Annotated in this window: 16 protein-coding genes, 2 tRNA genes and 1 pseudogene; 13 read left to right on the plus strand and 6 right to left on the minus strand. The window is 65.3% G+C overall.

Features of this window, described 5'->3' with window-relative positions:
* Positions 1-328: 328 nt before the first annotated feature.
* Positions 329-1,264 carry a DUF4007 family protein gene (locus KF724_01030; protein MBX3354265.1) on the minus strand — a complete coding sequence of 312 codons (936 nt, stop codon included), beginning with the start codon at positions 1,262-1,264 and terminating at the stop codon, positions 329-331.
* Positions 1,265-1,850: 586 nt separating this feature from the next.
* A complete protein-coding gene (locus tag KF724_01035) occupies positions 1,851-3,266 on the minus strand; it encodes a DUF1254 domain-containing protein (GenBank protein MBX3354266.1) in 1,416 nt (471 codons plus the stop codon).
* 422 nt (positions 3,267-3,688) lie between these two features.
* Between KF724_01035 and KF724_01040 the strand changes: the two are divergent.
* The 4 genes and pseudogenes from KF724_01040 to KF724_01055 all read left to right on the plus strand — a co-directional run bounded on the left by KF724_01040 (position 3,689) and on the right by KF724_01055 (position 7,157).
* Positions 3,689-4,890: pseudogene (locus tag KF724_01040) on the plus strand (IS3 family transposase).
* A gap of 290 nt (positions 4,891-5,180) precedes the next feature.
* Positions 5,181-5,432 carry an IS66 family insertion sequence element accessory protein TnpB gene (gene tnpB / locus KF724_01045; GenBank protein ID MBX3354267.1) on the plus strand — a complete coding sequence of 84 codons (252 nt, stop codon included), beginning with the start codon at positions 5,181-5,183 and terminating at the stop codon, positions 5,430-5,432.
* Between the two features lie 49 nt (positions 5,433-5,481).
* Positions 5,482-5,844, plus strand: a complete 363-nt coding sequence (locus KF724_01050; protein ID MBX3354268.1) for a helix-turn-helix transcriptional regulator — start codon at positions 5,482-5,484, stop codon at positions 5,842-5,844.
* Complete coding sequence (locus tag KF724_01055; GenBank protein MBX3354269.1) at positions 5,841-7,157, plus strand: type II toxin-antitoxin system HipA family toxin; 1,317 nt, start codon at positions 5,841-5,843, stop codon at positions 7,155-7,157. Before KF724_01050 ends, KF724_01055 begins: the two co-directional genes overlap by 4 nt.
* A 141-nt stretch (positions 7,158-7,298) precedes the next feature.
* On the opposite strand, the gene proC is transcribed toward KF724_01055, so the two are convergent.
* The gene (gene proC / locus KF724_01060; GenBank protein ID MBX3354270.1) at positions 7,299-8,144 is read right to left on the minus strand and encodes a pyrroline-5-carboxylate reductase; all 846 of its coding nucleotides are present in this window, start codon (positions 8,142-8,144) and stop codon (positions 7,299-7,301) included.
* Positions 8,145-8,221: 77 nt separating this feature from the next.
* On the opposite strand from proC, the gene KF724_01065 reads away from it, so the two are divergent.
* From KF724_01065 to KF724_01075, 3 genes are all read left to right on the plus strand, one after another.
* On the plus strand, positions 8,222-9,202 hold the full coding sequence (locus KF724_01065) for an acetyl-CoA carboxylase carboxyltransferase subunit alpha (GenBank protein ID MBX3354271.1): 981 nt from the start codon (positions 8,222-8,224) through the stop codon (positions 9,200-9,202).
* A gap of 254 nt (positions 9,203-9,456) precedes the next feature.
* A complete protein-coding gene (locus tag KF724_01070; protein ID MBX3354272.1) occupies positions 9,457-10,695 on the plus strand; it encodes a TraR/DksA C4-type zinc finger protein in 1,239 nt (412 codons plus the stop codon).
* Positions 10,692-11,333: a signal peptidase II gene (locus tag KF724_01075; protein ID MBX3354273.1), complete on the plus strand. Its 642-nt coding sequence runs from the start codon at positions 10,692-10,694 to the stop codon at positions 11,331-11,333. Before KF724_01070 ends, KF724_01075 begins: the two co-directional genes overlap by 4 nt.
* 103 nt (positions 11,334-11,436) lie before the next feature.
* Here KF724_01075 and KF724_01080 read toward each other — a convergent pair whose 3' ends face one another.
* The 3 genes from KF724_01080 to KF724_01090 form a co-directional block, all read right to left on the minus strand.
* Entirely contained in the window at positions 11,437-11,967 is a 531-nt protein-coding gene (locus tag KF724_01080; GenBank protein ID MBX3354274.1) for a DinB family protein, read from the minus strand.
* A gap of 130 nt (positions 11,968-12,097) precedes the next feature.
* Positions 12,098-12,172 (minus strand) — tRNA-Pro (locus KF724_01085).
* A 113-nt stretch (positions 12,173-12,285) separates the two neighbouring features.
* A tRNA-Ser gene (locus KF724_01090) sits at positions 12,286-12,374 on the minus strand.
* A gap of 28 nt (positions 12,375-12,402) precedes the next feature.
* On the opposite strand from KF724_01090, the gene truB reads away from it, so the two are divergent.
* The 6 genes from truB to KF724_01120 all read left to right on the plus strand — a co-directional run bounded on the left by truB (position 12,403) and on the right by KF724_01120 (position 20,179).
* Entirely contained in the window at positions 12,403-13,140 is a 738-nt protein-coding gene (gene truB, locus KF724_01095) for a tRNA pseudouridine(55) synthase TruB (GenBank protein MBX3354275.1), read from the plus strand.
* 177 nt (positions 13,141-13,317) lie between these two features.
* Entirely contained in the window at positions 13,318-14,442 is a 1,125-nt protein-coding gene (locus tag KF724_01100; GenBank protein ID MBX3354276.1) for a bifunctional methionine sulfoxide reductase B/A protein, read from the plus strand.
* Positions 14,406-16,610 carry a M28 family peptidase gene (locus KF724_01105; GenBank protein MBX3354277.1) on the plus strand — a complete coding sequence of 735 codons (2,205 nt, stop codon included), beginning with the start codon at positions 14,406-14,408 and terminating at the stop codon, positions 16,608-16,610. Before KF724_01100 ends, KF724_01105 begins: the two co-directional genes overlap by 37 nt.
* 229 nt (positions 16,611-16,839) lie before the next feature.
* Positions 16,840-18,234 (plus strand): PQQ-dependent sugar dehydrogenase, encoded by a 1,395-nt coding sequence (locus KF724_01110; GenBank protein MBX3354278.1) that lies wholly within the window; start codon positions 16,840-16,842, stop codon positions 18,232-18,234.
* Between the two features lie 20 nt (positions 18,235-18,254).
* Complete coding sequence (locus KF724_01115) at positions 18,255-19,148, plus strand: cupin domain-containing protein (protein ID MBX3354279.1); 894 nt, start codon at positions 18,255-18,257, stop codon at positions 19,146-19,148.
* A 377-nt stretch (positions 19,149-19,525) separates the two neighbouring features.
* A complete protein-coding gene (locus tag KF724_01120) occupies positions 19,526-20,179 on the plus strand; it encodes a glutathione peroxidase (GenBank protein MBX3354280.1) in 654 nt (217 codons plus the stop codon).
* Positions 20,180-20,184 lie beyond the last annotated feature (5 nt).

Below are 20,184 nucleotides of genomic sequence, written 5' to 3' on the forward strand. Positions count from 1 at the left end.
GCCAACGCGATGCCGGTCCGTGGGCGCGAGTGATCTCGCGAGCCGCTCGTCAGCGCTACGCAACCGGCTGAGAAAGTCCGCAGTTAGGGGGTCTTTGGCGGGAGCGAGCAAGTGAGAGAGAAAGACACAGAAGGCGGACTTGCCCGTTCCGTACGGCCCGGTGAGCGTCCAAGCACCGCCGGCGCCTGCAATGACGCTTGCCGAAACGCGAGCGATGGCGCGCAAGGCGTTGGGAGTGACGACGTAGTGGTCCATGACGGCCTTGTTGCCGCGATCGTTGTCTATTCTCAGCGCACGGACGTGAACCACTGGCTTTGGCGTCGTTGAACTACGAGGCATTGGCAATCTCCCGAGAATTGGCGTAGTAGTTCCGGAGGATCGACAATGGCTCGGTCACTTTCCGGCGGAACACTTGACGCAAGCCAGCGGTGTAGTCGAACGCGTAGTTGCCGGAGGTGGCGTCGTATAGCTGTTCAAGGTATTCAACGAGCGCGTTCTCGGAGAGCTTGAACACCTGCCCGGGGCTTCCGTCCGCGTACGCGAGTTGCTCAAACGAGAGGGAATCAGCGGTCCCGGACCAGAATGAGGCAACCGCGAAGGCGACGATCCCGACTGGTAGGGTCGGCCGAGCGCTCCGATCGAGCACGAGGCGGTCCGACTTTGGCTCTCGATACAGCAGCCCGAGATCGACGAGTGGCGAGTCGTATGTGTCCTCTTGTGAGATCTTCCGGTCCGCTTCGGCGGATGTGTACGACCGCACAAGGCACTTCACGTCGCGCTCGATCGTGTTTCTACTCAGCTTCTTCGCGCCGGCTTCCTCCCCCACGCGCCAGAGGGCGTCGACGACTTCATCCACCGTAAAAGATGGTTCGCGAAGTCCGTTGAAGACGTAAAGCCATGTCGTAGGAGATCGCCGCGCGTGTGCGCACAACTGCCAATGGATGAGCCACGACGTGGCGGGATCCTCCATGTAGGGATCCTCGCCGTCGTCACCGAACACGAGTGTGCCGAGCTCTGTGGCCCCGTACTGACCGCCACGCCGATCGTTCCCGATTGGTTCAATGAGACCCGCGCGGTACGCCCAATGCCGCATCGAGCGCACCATGTTCTTTCCTACGCCGAGCTGCACGACTGCATCAGGTTTGTTGAAGATCGCCGGGTCGTGCGTGCAGTTTCGCACTGCCTTGGTCGGCCACGCGAAGCGGAGCGGAAAGCTCTCGTGGCCGGAGAACGCGATCGACTGGATGGACGGGTGGGCGTTCATCCAGGCAGAATAGCGCCGTGGCCCCCATGCTGCAAGTCGGGCGGGCCGGGTGAAGTCCCGATGGCCGAGAGTAGCCCATTACCTTGCGACCGGGTCGGACCACCAAAGTCCCGCGCGCGCGGGCCGCTTCAGGCTCGAGTATGGGTTGTCACCCTGTCAGAATCCGAACACGCTCCGGATTCGCGGGGCGGAAGTGACCGCCGCTGCTACACCGCAAGTACCGAACACAAAGCCACTTGGCCCGCCGGCTCCGCGCTGCCGGGGGTGAGCCGAGGGGGCTTTGGGGGGCCGGCGGCGAGGCCCCCCGATCTCGTCCCCCCGCAGGGTCAACACACACGGAAGCCTGAAGCCCCGTCCGCGGCTTCACAATACCTCCGGTGCCCGATTCACCCCCCCCAAGCAGTCTCCCGGGCCGTGCCCATCGTTCCGAAGAGGGTTCCTCTCGGGGAGGTGATTCACGCCGCAAGTGTGGAGCCCACGCGCGATCTAGCAAGCGATGCGTGGAAACTACTTGGTCGTGCGCTTACGAACCTCCCGAGTCGCCCACCGTGCTTGCGCGGGCATCTCGTGTCCCGCGTGACTCGCCTCACTTCACCGGCGTCAGCGCCGGCGGCTGCCACGATCCCGTGATGGCCTCGGACTTCGGCCAGTAGAGACGCATTGCCACATAGATCGGGCCGTCCGGGGCAGGAAGCCAGTTCGACTCCTTGTCCTTTCCGGGGGAGTCCTTCTGGACATAGATGGTGAGCGAACCGTCAGCATTCGTCTTCATGCCGGGCAGCATGGGCGAATTGATGAGGTAGCGATTGATGGGGTTGTTGATGAGCAGCTGCGTCTTGGCGTCGTACATGGTGACCGACCAGAACGCATGCACCGGGGGAAGCTGCCCCTTGGGGAAGGTCAGCGTGTACCGGTTCTTGCTGCAATCAGGCTTGTTCCCTTCGCTGTCGGTGGAGAGAAGCGGGTAGAGCGCCTCCACCTCGTCGTTGCCGTAGATGCCGGCCATGGCTGCGGCCGCGCGGAGCGTCCAGTCGCCCTTGTAGAAGGCGCGGTCGCCCTGCGCGCCGCCCACGCGCCAACCGTTCTCGTTCTTCCCGAGCGTCGCCACCTTCTGCTTGATCTTCTCCATGCCGCTCTTCATGCCCGCGATCACCGCCTGCTTCTGCTCCGGCGTAAGCGACTCCAGCGGGAATGGCTTTCCGGCCTCGATGCCGATCCTGGAGAAGCGCTCGCGCAGCGGCTTCTCCACCGACGCCGTCCCCGTGGCGGGGCAGAACTGGAGGATGAAGCCCAGGAACGCGAACGGGTCGGCCTCGGCCGACGCCTTATCGATCTTCATCCACTGGATGTCAGGGGCCTTCGCCGGAGCGGGCTTGCCTTGAAACGCCGAGAGCGTCTGGACCTTGTAGCCGGCCTGCACCTTCTTCACATTGTCGATGTCATCCGGCCCGAAGAGCTGCGTGCGGTAGAGCACCAGCGAGAAGTCCGTCTCGCTGCGGAAGACCTTGTCGATGCCCATCGGTGTCTCACCCGTCCAGCTCGGCCCTGCGATCATGTAGGTCCCCGCGCCGTTGCCGGTGGCGCGGCTGCCGATGTAGCCGTAGTTGCAGCTGTACAGGTCCGCCAGCATCACGGAGTAGTAACGGCCCTTATCCACTTCCGGCACGCTCAGAACGAGGGGCTCCGCCCGCAGATCGGCCCACACGAACGAGTACGGGGTGTCGCTGTTGGGAGTGACCACCGCCGTGTCCTTTGGCGTGTACACGCGCGCCGTGTTGAAGATCTGATTGAAGGGCGCCTTGAACTGGTCGGACTTAGTATCGACGGCGTACTCGTACATGATGCCGTAGCCCATCACCATGGGGAATCCGTAGATGAGGGCCTCCTCGGCGATCTGCTGAGTCTCGTCCTTCGTCGTCTTGACTTGGGCGTGGCACGGGGCGACACAGAGTCCAGCAACGGCGAGGGTGGTCAACGCAAGCTTGTGAATGAACAGATTCATGGGGTGTTTTTTCCAATTGGATGACTTGAGGGGCCGACAGCCTATGCGCCGATCGGCCTGCCGTCCAGCGGCTGCTGGCCGATGTCGACGCCGGGCTCATCCACCGCGGGGCATGGCCTTGATTGATGCTGAGCGGGAGTTGCGGGTGATTGAAGAAGTCAGGGGACGGACCGAGAGATCGAAGGGCGGGCGGCACGAGTGAGACGGGCCAGAGGCACGGCAAGTCCTGCTCCGACAAGGGGCGCAATGATGTACACCCAGAGGTCCGCCATGTGACCGGTGGGTAGGTGCTCGATCTCCTTGGACACACGATTGGGGCTTCGAAGGAGAATGCCCCGATGCCACGACACCACCGCAGATCCTCACCGGACGCGAAGCGAGGGCGCAGCCCGACCGCAGCGTCAGGCGAGCGCGCCGACAAGGGCCGATGGAGCTCGCGTCGAAAGGCCGAGCTCGTCCTGCGCCTGCTGAAGGGCGAAGCGCTCGACACGCTCTCACGCGAAGTCGGCGTCTCGACCGCACGGCTCTCCCAATGGCGCGATGACTTCCTCGCCGCCGGACAGTCCGGTCTCCAGAGCCGAGAGTCGGACGAGCGCGACACGCTCATCCACGATCTCAAGGCCAAGCTTGGCGACCAGACCATGACGATCGAGCTCCTGGAGCGCAAGATCGAGCACCTGGAGGACGGTCTCCGCCCTCCGCCGCGGAGGCTCTCGTCATGAGCGAGGCCAGCTCTCCCTCCGCGAATCGTCCCTACGGCCTCGCTCGCGTCTGCCGAGTCTGGAAGCTCCCGCGCTCGACCGCGCAGCTCCTCCGCCGACGGCAGAGTCAACAGACGCCACCCGTCGCGCCGGCTCGCCGCGGCCCACGCCGCGCGCTCACCGACGAACAGATCCTCGCCGCCATCCGCACTGCGCTCCAGGAATCGCCATGGGTCGGAGAGGGCCACCGCAAGGTCTGGGCCTATCTCCGCCACGCAGGCATCCGCACTCGACGCGAGCGCGTGCTCCGGATCATGCGCGAGCACGATCTGCTCGCGCCGTCGCGCCGAGGAGCGCCGCCCGGCCCGCGCACTCACGACGGCTCGATCATCACCGATCGTCCCGACTCGATGTGGGGCATCGACGCCACCGGCACGCTCACGCTCGAGGGACAGGCCATGATCTTCATCCTCATCGATCACTGCACCGGAGAGTGCCTGGGCATTTACGCCGCACGCCGAGGAACCCGCTTCGAAGCGCTCGAAGTCGTCCGGCAGGCCGTTCGCTTCTCCTTCGGCGCCTTCGCCAAGGACATCGCCGCTCCGGCCGGGCTCAGGCTCCGTCACGATCATGGCAGCCAGTTCGTCTCGAACGCATTCCAGGAGGAGATCGCCTTCCTCGGCATCGAGTCGAGCCCGTCCTTCGTGCGAAGCCCCCAAGGCAACGGCTGTGCTGAACGCTTCATCCGCACCCTCAAGGAGCAACTCCTCTGGCTCAGGCGATTCGACACCGTCGACGAGCTCGTCCGTGCTCTCCATGACTTCCGCCGCAACTACAACGACCGCTGGATCTTGCAACGGCACGACTACCTCACGCCAACGCAGGTCCGCGCCAAGCTTCTGCCTCTTCATCAAGCCGCTTGAACCCCAACCCAATACCCCAATCCTCTTGTCCCAGAAACCAGGGCCGCTACACGAGCATGCTCAGTGCTTGCTCAAGGTCGATCGCGCAATCGGGCGGGCTGCTGCGTGCGGCTCGATCGCGGTTGTCGCGCTCGGGCTGGTTCTTGTCCTCGGTCGTGCGGGCATCCATGCAAGGTGGGAGTGGGGGCCCTTGATGGCACTAGGGTTGATGTCCGGATCGGTGTCTCTCGCTCTCTTCCTCTCGTTGAGTCGGAGATGTCGGCTAGCACAGTCTTCAACTCGCGACTACATTGGGTGCGACTAGAGCGGATCGCCTCAAGATCCTCTACTGGGATCGCGACGGCTACGCGCTCTGGTACAAGCGGCTCGAGGCGGGCACCTTCCGTCTGCCTCGCGCCGACGAAGCCGCATCGATCGAGCTGCGCGCGAGCGAGCTGGCGATGCTGCTCGACGGCGTCGACCTGCGGAGCCTGAAGCGCTCTGCGGTCTTGTCCCCGCGACGCCACCAAATAAAAGTGCCAAAACTGTCTTCTTGTGGCTAGTTTGACGATATAGTTGCCATAAGAGTCACTTATGGCAAAGATCCGTGACATGACGGATGCAGCGGTCCTGACGGAGCTTGGGGATCGCCTCTCACGGCTCCGTCTCCAGCGCAACCTCACTCAGGCGCAGCTGGCCCGCGAGGCGGGAGTTTCCAAGCGCACCCTGATCCGCCTGGAGAGCGGCGAGTCGAGTCAGGTCACCAACCTCATCCGCGTGGTCCGCGCGCTGGGCTTGCTCGGCAATCTCGACGCGTTCGTTCCGCCGCCCCTCCCAAGCCCCATCGCGCAACTGCGCTCGCGAGCCAGGGAACGCCGTCGCGCGTCGCCCGCGACGAAGAAGAGAGGGCCGCCAACCAAGTGGACATGGGGAGACGATTCGTCAAAGGCGGTGAGGGGGAGCGGAGAGCCGTGAGCACAGTTGCCGAGGTCCGCCTTTGGGGAAGTTCGATCGGCGCGGTGTCCGTGAACGGGCCCGGGGAGATCGCGACCTTCGAGTACTCCGCCGACTTTCGGCGGAGCGGGATCGAGGTCGCGCCGTTGATGATGCCGCTCGACCAGCAGATCTACAGCTTTCCCGACCTGCCCAAGGAGTCGTTTCACGGGCTGCCGGGAATGCTCGCCGATGCGCTGCCCGACACATTCGGCAGCGCCGTGATCGACGCGTGGCTCGCCGCGAAGGGGCGACTGCCGCAGGACATCGACGCAGTCGAGCGCCTGTGCTACACCGGGACACGCGGGACCGGGGCGCTGGAGTTCAAGCCCGCTCACGGGCCACAAAGCCGCAAGTCGACCGTGCTGGAAGTGGACTCGCTGGTGACACTCGCCTCCGATGTGCTCAGCAACCGAGAGAACCTCCAGGCGTCATTCGCCGACCCGCACAAGGAACACGCCCTGCGCGAGATTCTCCGCGTCGGTGCATCCGCAGGCGGTGCCCGCGCCAAGGCCGTCATCGCCTGGAACCCCGCCACGAATGAGGTTCGCTCGGGTCAGGTCAAGGCCCCGAGCGGCTTCGAGTACTGGCTGATGAAGTTCGATGGTGTCACCAACAACAAGGACCGCGACCTCGACGACCCGCAGGGGTTCGGCGCGATCGAGTACGCCTACTCGCTCATGGCCAAGGACGCGGGCATCCGGATGTCTGAGTGCCGACTCTTCGAGGAGAATGGACGGCGCCACTTCATGACTCGGCGCTTCGACCGGCTCGACGACGGTGAGAAGCTCCACATGCAGTCGCTGGGTGCGATGGCGCACTTCGACTTCAACAACCCGTCTTCGCACTCCTACGAGCAGGCCCTTGCCGTCATCCGCCGACTCGGCCTGCCGATGGACGCCGTCGAAGAGCAGTTCCGGCGGATGGTCTTCAATGTGATCGCTCGCAACCAGGACGATCATGTCAAGAACATCGCCTTCCTCATGGACAAGCGCGGGAGTTGGTCGCTCTCGCCGGCCTTCGATGTCATGTATGCATACAACCCGTCGGGCACATGGACCGCGCGCCATCAGATGAGCCTGGCGGGCAAGCGAGAGGGCTTCACGCTCGAAGACCTCAAGGCGGTGGCGGACACGGCTTCGATGAAGCGTGGCCGCGCTGAAACGATCGCTCGCGAGGTCGCGACCGCGGTCTCGCGGTGGAGGGAGTTTGCGTCCACGGCCGAGGTCGCTCCCAGGCAGATCGACATGATCGCCGGCGTGCACCGGCTCGATCTAGTTCGTGCCATGGCCTAGACGCCTTTGGCTCGAATCACGCCCGCTGCTCGTCCGTGGGTTCCAAGCCTTCCTTGGTCGTTGGAAACCCCGCTCGGGCGCTCCATGCATCGCAGGTCTCGCGATGACGCAATGTCACGCATGCGGGTTTCGAGACCACTTCTAAGTCCTCGGCCCATGCCCGAGTTCCCTTGCGCGGGCTGCGGCGGCAAGGATCGCCTCCACCATCGCCTGTGGAACGCCCCGCTCCATCCAAAGGGCGGTGGCTGCCTCCGTTGTTCCGCCGCGGCTGGTGACCTCGGCGCGGATCTCAGCCGGTGGTCGCCCCCGATCGCGGAGCAGGGCGACGGCGCCATCGAGCGTGCCGACCACCAGCGTCCGCGCGGTCTCTTCGTCGAAGCCAAGGTCGTGCGCGGCAGCGAGCATCGACTCGGCCAGCAGGAAGAGGTACGCCGGCCCCGATCCGCTCACGGCCGTGACGGCATCGAGCATCGACTCGGGAACGAAGACCACCTCGCCCACGGACCGAAAGAGCGTCGCGGCAAAGGAGTCGTCGGCAGCCGCACCGGGAGCGCTCGACTCTGCGGCAATCGCAGTCACGCCGCGACCGACGGTGGCTGGAAGGTTCGGCATGGCGCGAATCACGCGAGCCGCGCCATCCCGATGACCCAGGAGCGTGCCGATCTTCGCGCGCGTCCACCCGCTCATGACCGAGATCACCTCGCGCACGCGATCGTCGCCGGTCCTTCGTCCGTCAGAGGCCAGGGTCCGCGCAAGTGCATCAAACGACTGCGGCTTCACCGCCAGCAGCAGGCGCTCGGCTGAGAGCGCCTCGGTGGGTTCGCCGCTCACCATGATCCCGAGTTCCGCCGCGCGGGAGCGCGCCTCGGGAAGCGGATCGATGCCGATCACGCACTCCGGCCGGAGAAGTCCCCGATGCACGGCGCCGCTCACGATGGCCAGCCCCATGTTGCCGCATCCCAGAAGCGCCAAGGTCGTGTGGCTCACCACAGCAGTATGGCTTCCCGGCTGCGGCGGCGTCTCATGATTCTCGGCTCGGGGGTGGGCTGATACGATCTCTGCCGATGTCCCGCAGCGCGTACGCAGGCTCCTACGCCCTCGATTTCGAGCAGCCGATCCTCGAACTGGAGCGGCAGATCGAGGCGCTCCGCACGCAGCCGAACGCCGAGCGCCTCGCCCCCGAGGTGCAGACCCTCGAACAGGCGCGGCAGGCGCTCATCACCAAGACCTTCGAATCGCTCACCCCGTGGCAGCGAGTGCGCGTGGCTCGACACCCGGGCCGCCCGCAGACGCTCGACTATGTGGAGATGATCTGCCGGGAGTGGGTGGAACTGCATGGCGACCGTCACTACGGCGACGACCCGGCCATCGTGACCGGGTTCGCGCGCATCGGCACCATGAAGGTGCTGCTCGTGGGTCACCACAAGGGGCGATCGACCGAGGAGCGGCTCCGCTGCCACTTCGGCTGCGCGCATCCCGAGGGCTACCGCAAGGCGCTTCTGAAGATGCGCCTGGCGGAGAAGTTCCGTCTGCCCATCGTCACGCTCATCGACACGCCCGGCGCCTACCCCGGCATCGGCAGCGAGCAGCGCGGGCAGGCCGAGGCGATTGCCGTCAACCTTCGTGAGATGAGCCGACTCCGCACTCCGGTGGTGTGCGTGGTGATCGGCGAAGGCGGCTCCGGCGGCGCTCTCGGCATCGCCGTGGGCGACCGCGTCGCGATGCTTCAGCACGCGTGGTACTCGGTCATCAGTCCGGAGGGTTGTGCGGCGATTCTCTGGAAGCAGGCGAACGAACAGACCAACTCGCGGGCCGCGGAAGCCCTCGCGCTGACCGCGGAGGACAACCTTCGGAACGGCCTGATCGACGCGGTGATCCCGGAGCCAGCGGGCGGCGCTCATCGCGATCCGAAGGCGATGGCCGATCGACTTCAATCGTGGATCGTCGACTCGCTCCGCGAGCTACAACGAATCAGCCCCGACACGCTGGTTCGCCTGCGCTATGAGAAGTTCCGGAACATTGGTTCGGTGACGACGGGACGCTGAACAACGCGAGTGTGAGGTGGCGGGACCACCGGTGCCGGGGCCTGCATTCCCGCGGACCGTCGCCGCATGGCTGCCCTTGGCCGCCTTGACGGGAAGCGCCCATGCTGGATATCGTCCGCGTCCGATTCGCCTGCCCGAGAACGGGTTCCGGCGCCTGCCGGGCCCCAATCCTGAGAACCTCCGCACAGCGCTGCAAGAAGCGGAGACGAAACGACTTGCGGAGATCGGGTTCAGTGAGCAACACACGAGATCGAATGAGCAAGGCGCCAGCCGCCTCCCGTGGCGGTTCACCATCTGGCTCGGCCAGCGGGAAGTCATCGACGAAGTCGAAGTCGCCCGCCGCGCGGAACTCCGCCGCAAGCAAGTCGGTTGCGGCCCGGGTGTCGCCGAAGCAATCCGCCAAGGCCGCGTCAAAGTCCGACGCCAAGGGCACCAAGAGCACTCGGGGCTCCCAGAACACCTCGGGCGCGAAGAGCACCAAGGGCGCTCAGTCCACTCAATCGGCCCACGCCGCCAAGGGCGCGAAGAGCGCCAAGGGCGAATCGAGCGCGAAGTCCCGGCCCGCGGAGTCCGCGAAGACCGCGTCCTCCGCAAAGTCTGCGGCGTCGGCGAAGTCTGCGGCGTCGGCGAAGTCTTCGCTCAAGAAGGGCGCAGCCGTCGCCAAGGGCAAGACGCCACCCGCCAAGGGCGCCGTTCCAGCGAAGCCCGCAGCGTCCTCGCGTCCGGGCCTTCGGTTCGGTTCGCGCGACAAGCCGTTGTCTCCACTCTCGCTCACGCCACCTCCTCCGCCGCCGCCCACCAAGAGCCCGTCGCGCGGCAAGGGCATCACCATCATCGAGCCGAAGCGACAGGCCATGAAGGCGGCGCAGGAAGCGGAGAAGGCATCGAAGGGCAAGAGCAAGTCATCGCCCAAGCTTGATCTCGCGAACGCCCGTTCCGTTGCGGCGGTGGCGATCAGTGCCAAGGCCGACGCGCATGGATATGTCGTCGTCAACGGCCGTCGCGTGCGTGTGATCTCAACCAAGGCCACAGGCGGCAAGCGGAAGAAGGTGAAGCCACCGCCCGCGCCCGCACAGGCGTCACCGCGCGCAAGCGAGGCGGTGATCCAGGCGATGAAGACGAAACTTCCAACGAAGGACCTGGAGCACTACCAGGAGATTCTTCTGCGCCATCGGCGCGAGCTGGTGGGCCGCGTGACCGGGCTCGAGGATGAAGCGCTCCGCTCCAGCGGCGGCAACCTTTCGAACATGCCGTTGCACCCGGCGGACATCGGTACCGACACCTTCGATCAGGATTTTGCACTTGGCATGGCGGCCAGCGACCGCCAACTGCTCATGGAGATCGACGAGGCGCTCGAGCGCATTGCGCAACGCACCTATGGTGTCTGCCAGATGACTGGCAAGCCCATTCCGAAGGCGCGCCTCGATGCGAAACCGTGGGCCAAGTACACGGTCGAGGCGGCGCGGCTGGTTGAGAGCGGCGCGGTGCGATGACGCCACGCACGACCGTGCCGGCCTGGCGAAGCCCCGCCGCGTGGGCCACGCTGCTGATCGTCTTTGCAGCGGTGCTGTCAATTGACCTGTGGACGAAGGCGTGGTCCTTTCGCACGGTCGCCGGTCGTCCAGTCGAACTCACCTATGAAGTGGCGAGCCAGCCGGCGTATCGACCGCCCTTTCACGAGCCGGTTCACGCGCTTCCATTCGATCTGCTCGACTTCACGCTGGTGGTGAATCACGGCGCCGTCTTCGGCCTCGGACAGCATCGGCGGGGGATCTTCGTGGTCTTCACGGTGGTCGCCGTGACCGTGGCGCTCTGGGTCTTCGGCTGGTGGACGAACTCGCGCTCGCGACTTGCGCACATCGGCATTGGACTTGTGCTCGCTGGCGGCATCGGCAATCTCTATGACCGCCTCGTCTATGGCGCCGTGCGCGACTTCCTTCACATGCTGCCGCGCTGGAACCTGCCATTCGGCATTCGATGGCCGGGCGGAAGCACCGAGGTCTTTCCCTGGGTCTTCAACATTGCCGATGTCTCGCTGCTGGTGGGCATGGGGTTGCTCCTGATTGCCGCGCGCGACAGTGATCGTGAACTCACGAAGGCCAGGCAGGCAACGCCGCCACGAGCGGATTGAGTTCGCACGGGCCGTCCCCCAGGGCGGTTTCGCGCACGCGGCCAGCCGTTCTGCAAGGTGGAACGGCGCCTCATGGTCGCGCGCGGCGACCGCGATGTCGCGATCAGCCCTGCTCGTCGCCCGAGGGTCCGTAGATGGCTGGAACCGGCACGCCGACGAGTCGGAAGTACACGCTCAGAATTGCACGGTGGTGGATCGAGTGGCTGATGACCCAGGTGCGATAGGCGACCGCGCGAGGCATTTCGAGCAGCACAGTGCCGTTATCCCGCAACTGCCACGCGTCCATGACTGAGTCGTCCTTCACCGATGCGATCGCCTTCTTCGCCTCGGCGACATTGCGATCGAAGAGGTCGAGAATGTCCGCGCGGGTCGAGAGCTTGGGCGTCGCGTAGGGCGCCTCGCCGGGCGGGTTCATGTCGACGAACGACTCGGTGAGGATGTTCGACGCCCACCCGGGGATCTCGGCGAGGTGACAGGCGTTCCAGCCGATCGAGTTGGACTTCGGGTGAGCCTTCCAGTCGAGCTTGTCCTCGGGCAGTCGCTCGAGCAGCTTGCGAGTGGTGGCCATCTCGTGCTCGAACTCGGGCAGGTTCATCTGGGCGAAGCTGGAGCGTGTTGCGTTGGTGGTCGTCATGGTGGGTGCTTTCAGGGGCGGCGGGCACAGGGTGCGCGTGACGGAGCGATGAAATCTGAGTGAACCGAAGGAGCTGAAACGGCTGAAAGACAGAAAGCCGCCCGGACCTGCGGGCGGCTCCCTGTGTGAATCGGGCTGGCGGGATTTGAACCCACGACCTCTTGACCCCCAGTCAAGCGCGCTAGCCAAACTGCGCCACAGCCCGTCGATCGAGCGGGGAAGTGTAGCACCTGCCCTTGGTTCACGCGATCACGGCAGTTCATGCGGCGCCGCGCGATGGTGCGCAATCCTGCGCAACCGCGGGTGATTGCAGGACAACGGACAGGGTGGGATTCGAACCCACGATACGGGTTTCCCCGTATACAGCATTTCCAATGCTGCTCCTTCAACCGCTCGGACACCTGTCCCGGGCCGGGTAGTGTAGCCGAGGCCCCCATGGCCGATGTTCCCCCGCTCCAAGGTGTCATCGTGATCGACAAGCCCGTCGGCCCCACCAGCATGCGCGTGGTGGAACGAGTCCGTCGGGCAGCGGGGGGCGCCCGCTGCGGACACGCCGGCACGCTCGATCCGTTGGCCTCGGGCGTGCTGGTTGTGGCGCTCGGCCGCGCGACGCGACAGATCGAAGCGCTCATGGCCGGGCCGAAGCGCTATGAGACCGAGGTCGATCTCTCAGCAACCACCGCAACACTCGACAGCGAGGGTGAACTTCAGCCGGTGCGCGTGGAGTGCGAACCGTCGCGCGATGATCTCGAACGGGCGCTCGCGACCATGCGAGGCACCTTCGCTCAGCGACCGCCCGCTTTCAGTGCGGTGAAGATCGGTGGTCGTCGCGCCTACGCCCTTGCCCGGCGCGGCGCGGCCGAGGAGCCTCCGCCGCGCTCGGTCACGGTGCACGAGCTCGAGATTGATGACTTCCGCTACCCGCTTGTTCGGCTCCGCATCCGTTGCGACAAGGGCTTCTATGTGCGGAGCCTCGCGCGCGACCTGGGACTGGCGCTGGGTACGGGTGGCTACTGCCGATCCATCCGGAGGACGGCGGTCGAGCCCTACACGCTTTCGGACGCTCTCCCCCTCGATGAACTCCCTGAACGCCTTGGCCCGGAGCACCTTCTCTCCTGCGTTCCAGGGTCAGGGGGGCATCCGGGCGAAACGGCGGGCGAAGACGGTGGTTGAAGGACCCCGGAGGAGCGCGACTTCATGCCACATAGCTCACCACACGACTCTCCCAACAGTTCGCCGCCCGGTTCACCTCACGGCGAATCTCGAAACGCACGCAGCGATCAGAGCACGGACCGTTCGGCGGTCTCGCGTCAGGGCGCGACCGTGGCTTCACAGAGGAACCGAGCTTTCGTGCTCGGCTCCCTGATCATGGCGGCAGCGTGCGCTGCGATCATCTCCATGATTGCCGTGGCTTGGCCTGATCAGGACGCACCCGCCGCGCCGACCAAGGATTCCACCACCATGACGCCGAACACATCCTCGCCTGCTGCGCCGAGCGAGCGCCTCTTCTCAGGGTCAGGCCACGACATCACGCCGCTCTCGAAGGAGCGCGTCGCGGAGCTTGCGGCCGCGCTCTCGCCCGAGGCCTACAAGGTCACGCAGAATCACGGCACGGAACCGCCGGGCTCCTGCGGCATCATCCTCGACAACAAGAAGGATGGAACATACTGCTGCATCGTGTGCGGGCTGCCGCTCTTCTCAAGCGGGCACAAGTTCAACTCGGGCACCGGATGGCCGAGCTTCTTCACGCCGGTCGACGCGAAGCACATCGGCTATGTTCGCGACACCTCCTACGGCATGGATCGACTTGAAGTGGTCTGCGTGCGCTGCAATGCTCACCTCGGTCATGTCTTCAACGACGGTCCTCGCGACAAGACCGGCCTGCGATACTGCATCAACGGAGTCGCGCTTCAATTCCACGAGAAGGGTCAACCCATGCCGAAGGAGAGCCTGCCTGCCATGACGCCTGCCGTCGCCTACTTTGCAGGCGGCTGCTTCTGGGGCATCGAGCATGTCTTTGAGAAGTGCCCCGGGGTCATCGATGCCGAGAGCGGCTACATGAACGGCCACACCGAGAACCCCACCTATGAGCAGGTCTGCTCGAAGAAGACGGGGCACGCCGAAGCCGTGAAGGTGGTCTTCGATCCATCGCGCGTGACCTATCGGCTACTGCTTGAGGGCTTCTTCCTGATGCACGATCCGACGCAGCTCAATCGACAGGGCCCCGATGTCGGCGATCAATATCGCAGTGGCGTGTTCACCGTGGATGAGGCGCAACTCGCCGAAGCGAAGGCCTTCGTCGCTGAACTCGCCAAGAGCGGTCGCTTCAAGGCACCGATCGTCACGGTGGTCGAGCCTGCGAAGACCTTCTACAAGGCGGAGCCGTACCACCAGGACTATGTCTTCCGCACGGGCCGCGCCTGCCATGTGAGCAATCCTTGGAGCACGGTGTTCGGGACGGCGGCCGCGCATTGAACGGCGCGCTGCCGCGCCTGCGCCGGTGGTGCAGCGTTGTCGTGCTTGGGGCGCCGCTCTTCGGCCCGCCGTTGGTCGCGGCATCGCTGCTCGAACCGCCTGATGCGGCGAGTGATCGGGCACGCGGCCAAGGGGAACGCGAGCGACGCCACGCGATGATCTCGCCGGAATCGCTGCGAGCATTCCACGAGCTCTTCGGGAGCGAACCTCATGTGGCGGGCACACCGGGCGATGCCCGGCAGATCGAGCGCCTTCGCGTTGCCTTTGAAGAGATGGGTCTCGCCGCGCGGGTGGAGCCATTCTGGGCGCTGCTGCCCCAACCCATTGACGCGAAACTCGAGATCGTTGCGACCGCACCCGACGATCAGCGCCCCACCAGCGGACCCTCGGCGCCGGGAGCTCCCGATGTCGATGCTCCGCGAGCGCGGCGCGGTGTGGTGGCGCTCCCGCTGCAAGAGGCGAATCTCCTTGATGATCCCGCGACGGCGCACCCCGATCTCACCTGGGGCTGGAATGCCTACAGCGGTTCCGGCGAGGTGACATCGGGCGTCGTCTTCGCACACCTCGGCCGTGAGGAGGACTTTGCGCGGCTTCGCGAACTTGGCATCGATCCGGCCGGGAAGATCGCGCTCATCCGATATGGTGGCCTCTTTCGCGGGCTGAAGGTGCGCAACGCGGAGAAGGCGGGCGCGGCCGCAGTGCTGCTTTACTCCGATCCCGCCGATGCCAGCCGTTCGCGCGGCGCAGCGCTTCCCGAGGATGGCTGGGGCGACGACCTCTGCATCCAGCGCGGCAGCGTGCTCTCTCTTCACCAGCCGGGTGATCCGCTCACGCCCTTTGGTCCCGCCACGCGCGACGCCCAGCGCCAGAGTCTCGATGAAGTCGATCTTCCGCGCATTCCCGTTCAACCGATCGGCGCGGCGGCGGCGACGGAGATCATCGCGCGGATGCGCGGCGCTGAGATTGCCATCGGCGATCCTTGGCAGGGCGGCATTCCCGCGCCGTATCGATTCGAGGGCGGCGATGAGCTCCGGTTGCGCCTGCGGGTCGAGCAGGATCGCGAGATTCGAGAGAGCGCGAATGTCATCGGAGTCCTTCCCGGTTCCCGCTGGCCGGAGCAGGTTGTCATTGTCGGCTGTCACCACGATGCGTGGGGCTTCGGCGCCGCCGATCCGCTCGCTGGCACGATCGTGCAGATGGAGACGGCGCGCATCCTCGCGGAGCGCGCCCGGCAGGGGGAGCGGCCTTTGCGGACGGTTCTCTTCGCGGCGTGGGGTGCCGAGGAGTTCGGAATCATCGGCAGCGTGGAGTGGGTCGAGGCGCATCGCGAGGCGATCGCGCAATACGGCGTGGCGTACTTGAACCTGGATATGGCGGCGATGGGACTCAACCTCGCCGCCTCCGCGTCGCCCGCGCTGCTCGCGGTCGTCAGCGATGCGACGGAGGTGAAGCGGGTGGGAGACCCCGGTGGCGGCAGCGATCATGTCGGCTTCATCCACCACTTGGCGGTGCCGGTGATCGGACTCTCCGCGCACGGTGCTCCGGCGGACATGTATCACAGCAATTACGACACGGTCGAGTGGTATCGCCGCGCGGTCGGCGACGACTACGCAAGCGCCGCTCTGGTCACTCGCGCCACCCTCGATCTCGTGGAGCGCCTCGCCTATCAGCCGCTCTTGCCCATGCGCGCGGGCCAGATCGGGCATCGGGTCTCCGCGTGGGCGTCGGCTCTCTTGGAGCGAGTTGGCGACGACCCGCAGCGCGCGGCGCTCGGGGCGATTCTCCACCGAGGTGAAGCACTGGTCACACTTGCCGCGCCGTCGGATCGCTGGCTCGATGCGCAGCGTGCGCTTGGCGATGCTCATGGCCTTGATCCGCAACTGACCGACGAGGTCAACACCCTCCTGATGGCACTCGAGCGGGCATGGTTTGACCCGGCCGGTCTTCCGGGGCGACCGTGGACCCGCAATCTTGCGCTTGCTACCGATCGCTCGTCGGGCTATCGATCGGAGCCGCTGCCGCTCATGGCCGAAGCGATCCGAACGGGAGACTCGCAGGCGCTCGCCGATGCCGTGGAACGAACGGCCGATGCCCTCGATCGAATCGCAGTGATCTTGCAGGAGCTCGATGGCGTGATCGAGGATGCGCGACCTTCGCCGCGACCCTGAGCGAAAGGTCCCGTCCCCTGGCGTGTACAGCGCTCGTCGCAGGGGGATATCGGACAGGCCTGTTCATGGGACTTGAAGTGTTCAAAGTGCGAACAGTCGACCGGGTTCGGGGCGGCATGGGCCGATGAAGCGGCTATATTTCACCCGACCCCCGCCGATTGAACGATCGGACTTTCGAACGCGGTCCCGCCGCGCTCATCGAATCACACCCCGTCTGCGAGAGAAACTCATGCTGCATCGCCCCGCGCTGATCGCTGTTGCCGTCTTTGCGACCACCACTGCCTTCACCACGGCCATGGCCCAGACTCCGCCAGCCGTGGCGACAACGAACATTGTCGGGACAGGTCTGAACAGACCCGTTGGCCTTGCCCACGCGCCCGGCGACAAGTGCCGCCTCTTCGTGATCGAGAAGCAGGGGCTTATCAAGATCATCGACATCTCCGGCGGGACCCCGTCGGTGACAGGCACCTTCCTCAACATCGACGCGAAGATCATCAACCCGACCAGCAATGGCGATGAGCGCGGCCTTCTGGGGCTGGCATTCCACCCCGACTACTGGACCAACGGCTACTTCTTTGTCAACTACATCAACAACAGCGGCAACACCGTCATCGAGCGCTACCAAGTGTCCGCCGATCCCAATGTCGCGAACGCCGCCAGCGGCTTGATTGTCATGACGATCTCGCAGCCGTTCAGCAACCACAACGGCGGCTGGATCGACTTTGGGCCCGACGGCAAGCTCTACATCGCGACCGGCGACGGCGGAAGCGGCAACGACCCCAACAACGCCGGACAGAACCTGAATACGCGCCTCGGCAAGATCCTTCGCATCGAGCCGAATGTGGCCGGCAGCTCGCCGCCCTTCTTTGTTCCATCGGACAATCCGCTCGTCTCCGTTCCTGGTGACTCGACCATCTGGCACTGGGGCCTGCGCAATCCGTGGCGCAACAGCTTCGATCGACTGACCGGTGACCTTTGGATTGCCGATGTCGGCCAAGGCGCTCGCGAGGAGATCAACTTCGCGCCCGAGGGAGTCCCCGGACTGAACTTCGGATGGCGCTGCATGGAGGGATTCCTGTGCACCGGCCTGACCGGCTGCACCTGCAATGCCCCCTCGTTGACGAAGCCGATTCGTGACTATCCGCACACCAGCGGCCCAAGCGGCGGCTTCTCCGTCACGGGCGGCTATGTCTACCGCGGCCCCGCGATGCCCGGTCTCCAGGGCTACTACTTCCACAGCGACTACCAGGTCGCGAACACCTGGCGCATGCTCTACGACCCCGTGTCGGGCACCATTTCGAATCTCGCGAACATCAACGCGCAGGTCAACACTTCGCTTCAGGGCACGGCGGTCAACACGATTGCGTCCTATGGCGAGGATGCCCGCGGCGAGCTCTACCTGGTGAAGCAGGGCAGCACCACCGCGGGTGGTGTCTTCAAGATCATCCCGCAGTCCGGCGAAGTCGTCTGGAATCCCGGTGACCTCAACCATGACGGAGTGGTCGATGGCGCCGATCTTGCGATCGTCCTCGGCAGTTGGGGATCGATCGGCGGTGACACGAACTGTGACTTCACCACGGACGGCTCGGACATCGCGAATGTCCTCGGCAACTGGACGCCCTGATCTTTCGAACCGAGAACCTGATGTCGACCGAGCCGCTCGGTGAATTCGCACGCGAAGTCGCCGAGCGGCTTTCTCTTGCGCCTCACCCCGAAGGAGGGTGGTATCGGGAGACGCATCGCGCCGCAGGCTCGCCTCGTGGTTCGATGACCGCCATCCTCTACCTGCTCGATGCTGGCATGGTGGCGCGCTGGCATCGGATTGATGCTTCGGAGGCGTGGTGCTGGCACGCGGGAGGAACGCTCGACCTCGAGATCTTCGAGCCCGGTGCGGAGAGGCGGCGCGTGCGCCTCGGACCCGGTACCGCTCGCGATGTTGCGCGCGCTGAGCCGGGCAGTGGCTTCCAAGCGGTGGTGCCGCCCTATGCGTGGCAACGGGCCTCGGCCGGACCTCACTGGGTGCTGGCGGGGTGCGTGGTTGCACCGGCCTTCAACTTCGGTGGATTCGAACTTGCTCCCGAAGGCTGGTCGCCGGAGCAGGCGGATCCTCGCTTCGATCCGCTGCTTGCGAAGGCGATTGCCGACCTCAACGCGGAGAGCGGCAGCATTCACCTGACGCTCGATGACGGCCTGCTGCATCTCATCTGTTCGCGCGGCATTCCTGCGCCCGTGCAGTCATTGGTCCGACATGTTCCCGTGGGCAAGGGCATGGCGGGACTTGCCGTCGAGCGACGCGGACCGGTGACCGCGTGCAACATTCAGACCGACACTTCGGGTGATGTTCGCCCCGGTGCCAAGGCGACCGGTCTTGAGGGTGCCATCGTCGTGCCGATCTTCGATGATCACGATGGCGTCGTCGGCGCGCTCGGAGTCGCCAACCGCGCGGCGAGGACCTTCACACCGCAGGAGACGGTCCGTCTCATCGACCATGGGCGCGCGATCGCCCGCGCGCGTCTCGGCATCAAGGCCCAGGGGTGACGCGAAGCGATCGCCCGCGTGCGATCTGAGATCAAGGCCCAGGGGTGACGCGAAGCGTCGGAGGCGATCCGTGCTGGATCGTCGATCGTCGGCTGGTACGACACCCGCGTCACCAGTCACGCGAGGCGCAGGAGTCAGACGGGCTTGGAAGTCGGGCAGCACGGCGAGGCCGAGCGTCGCACTCCTCGCAGGTCTGTCCGCTCGACCCGATCTCCGCGAGCCTGTCCGGCACTGAATGGCTGGCGGCAGTGGCCGCCGTGGCCGCGAACGCCGCAGCCTTCCCCTGCCAGGGCCGCGGAATCGGAAGGTGAACCCGGTCGAGATCCCGGCGGTTCCAATCTGCACCTACGCTGGAGCGATCGAACGAGGAGGTTCCTGTGACCATGAAGAGCAACATGCAGGTGTGGCGGACGACGCGATCACTGGTGCTGGCATGCGCCCTGGCGGCACTGAGCGGCAGCGCGGTCGCATCGATGAGAGCGGATGACTCGAAGGCCCCCGCAGCGGCGTCGCCACCGAAGGCCGAGAAGGAGGACCTGCTCACCGTGAAAATCAATTCGCTTGAAGGCGAGGCGGTCGACCTTGAGCAGTACCGCGGCAAGGTGCTGCTCATTGTGAATGTCGCCAGCAAGTGCGGCTACACCCCGCAGTACGCCAAGCTCGAGCGCCTTCACCAGCGCTTCAAGGACAAGGGGCTTGTTGTCATCGGCGTGCCGAGCAACGATTTCGGCGGTCAGGAGCCTGGCTCGTCCACTGAGATCCGCGACTTCTGTACGCGAAGCTACTCGATCACCTTCCCACTCATGGAGAAGTCGCAGACGAAGAAGGGCGATGGTCAGAGCGAGCTCTATCGCGTGCTCGAATCGAAAACGGGCAAGCTGCCCACATGGAACTTCGGCAAGTACCTCGTCTCCCGGAGTGGCGAGGCCGTCAGCTTCCATGGCTCATCGGTCGACCCCGAGTCCGATGAGATGGTGAAGGCCGTCGAATCGCTGCTGGCGGAAGCCGAACCGAAGACGAAGCCATCGTGATGATG

It is taken from the genome of Phycisphaeraceae bacterium, from assembly GCA_019636735.1.
Classification (GTDB): domain Bacteria; phylum Planctomycetota; class Phycisphaerae; order Phycisphaerales; family SM1A02; genus VGXK01.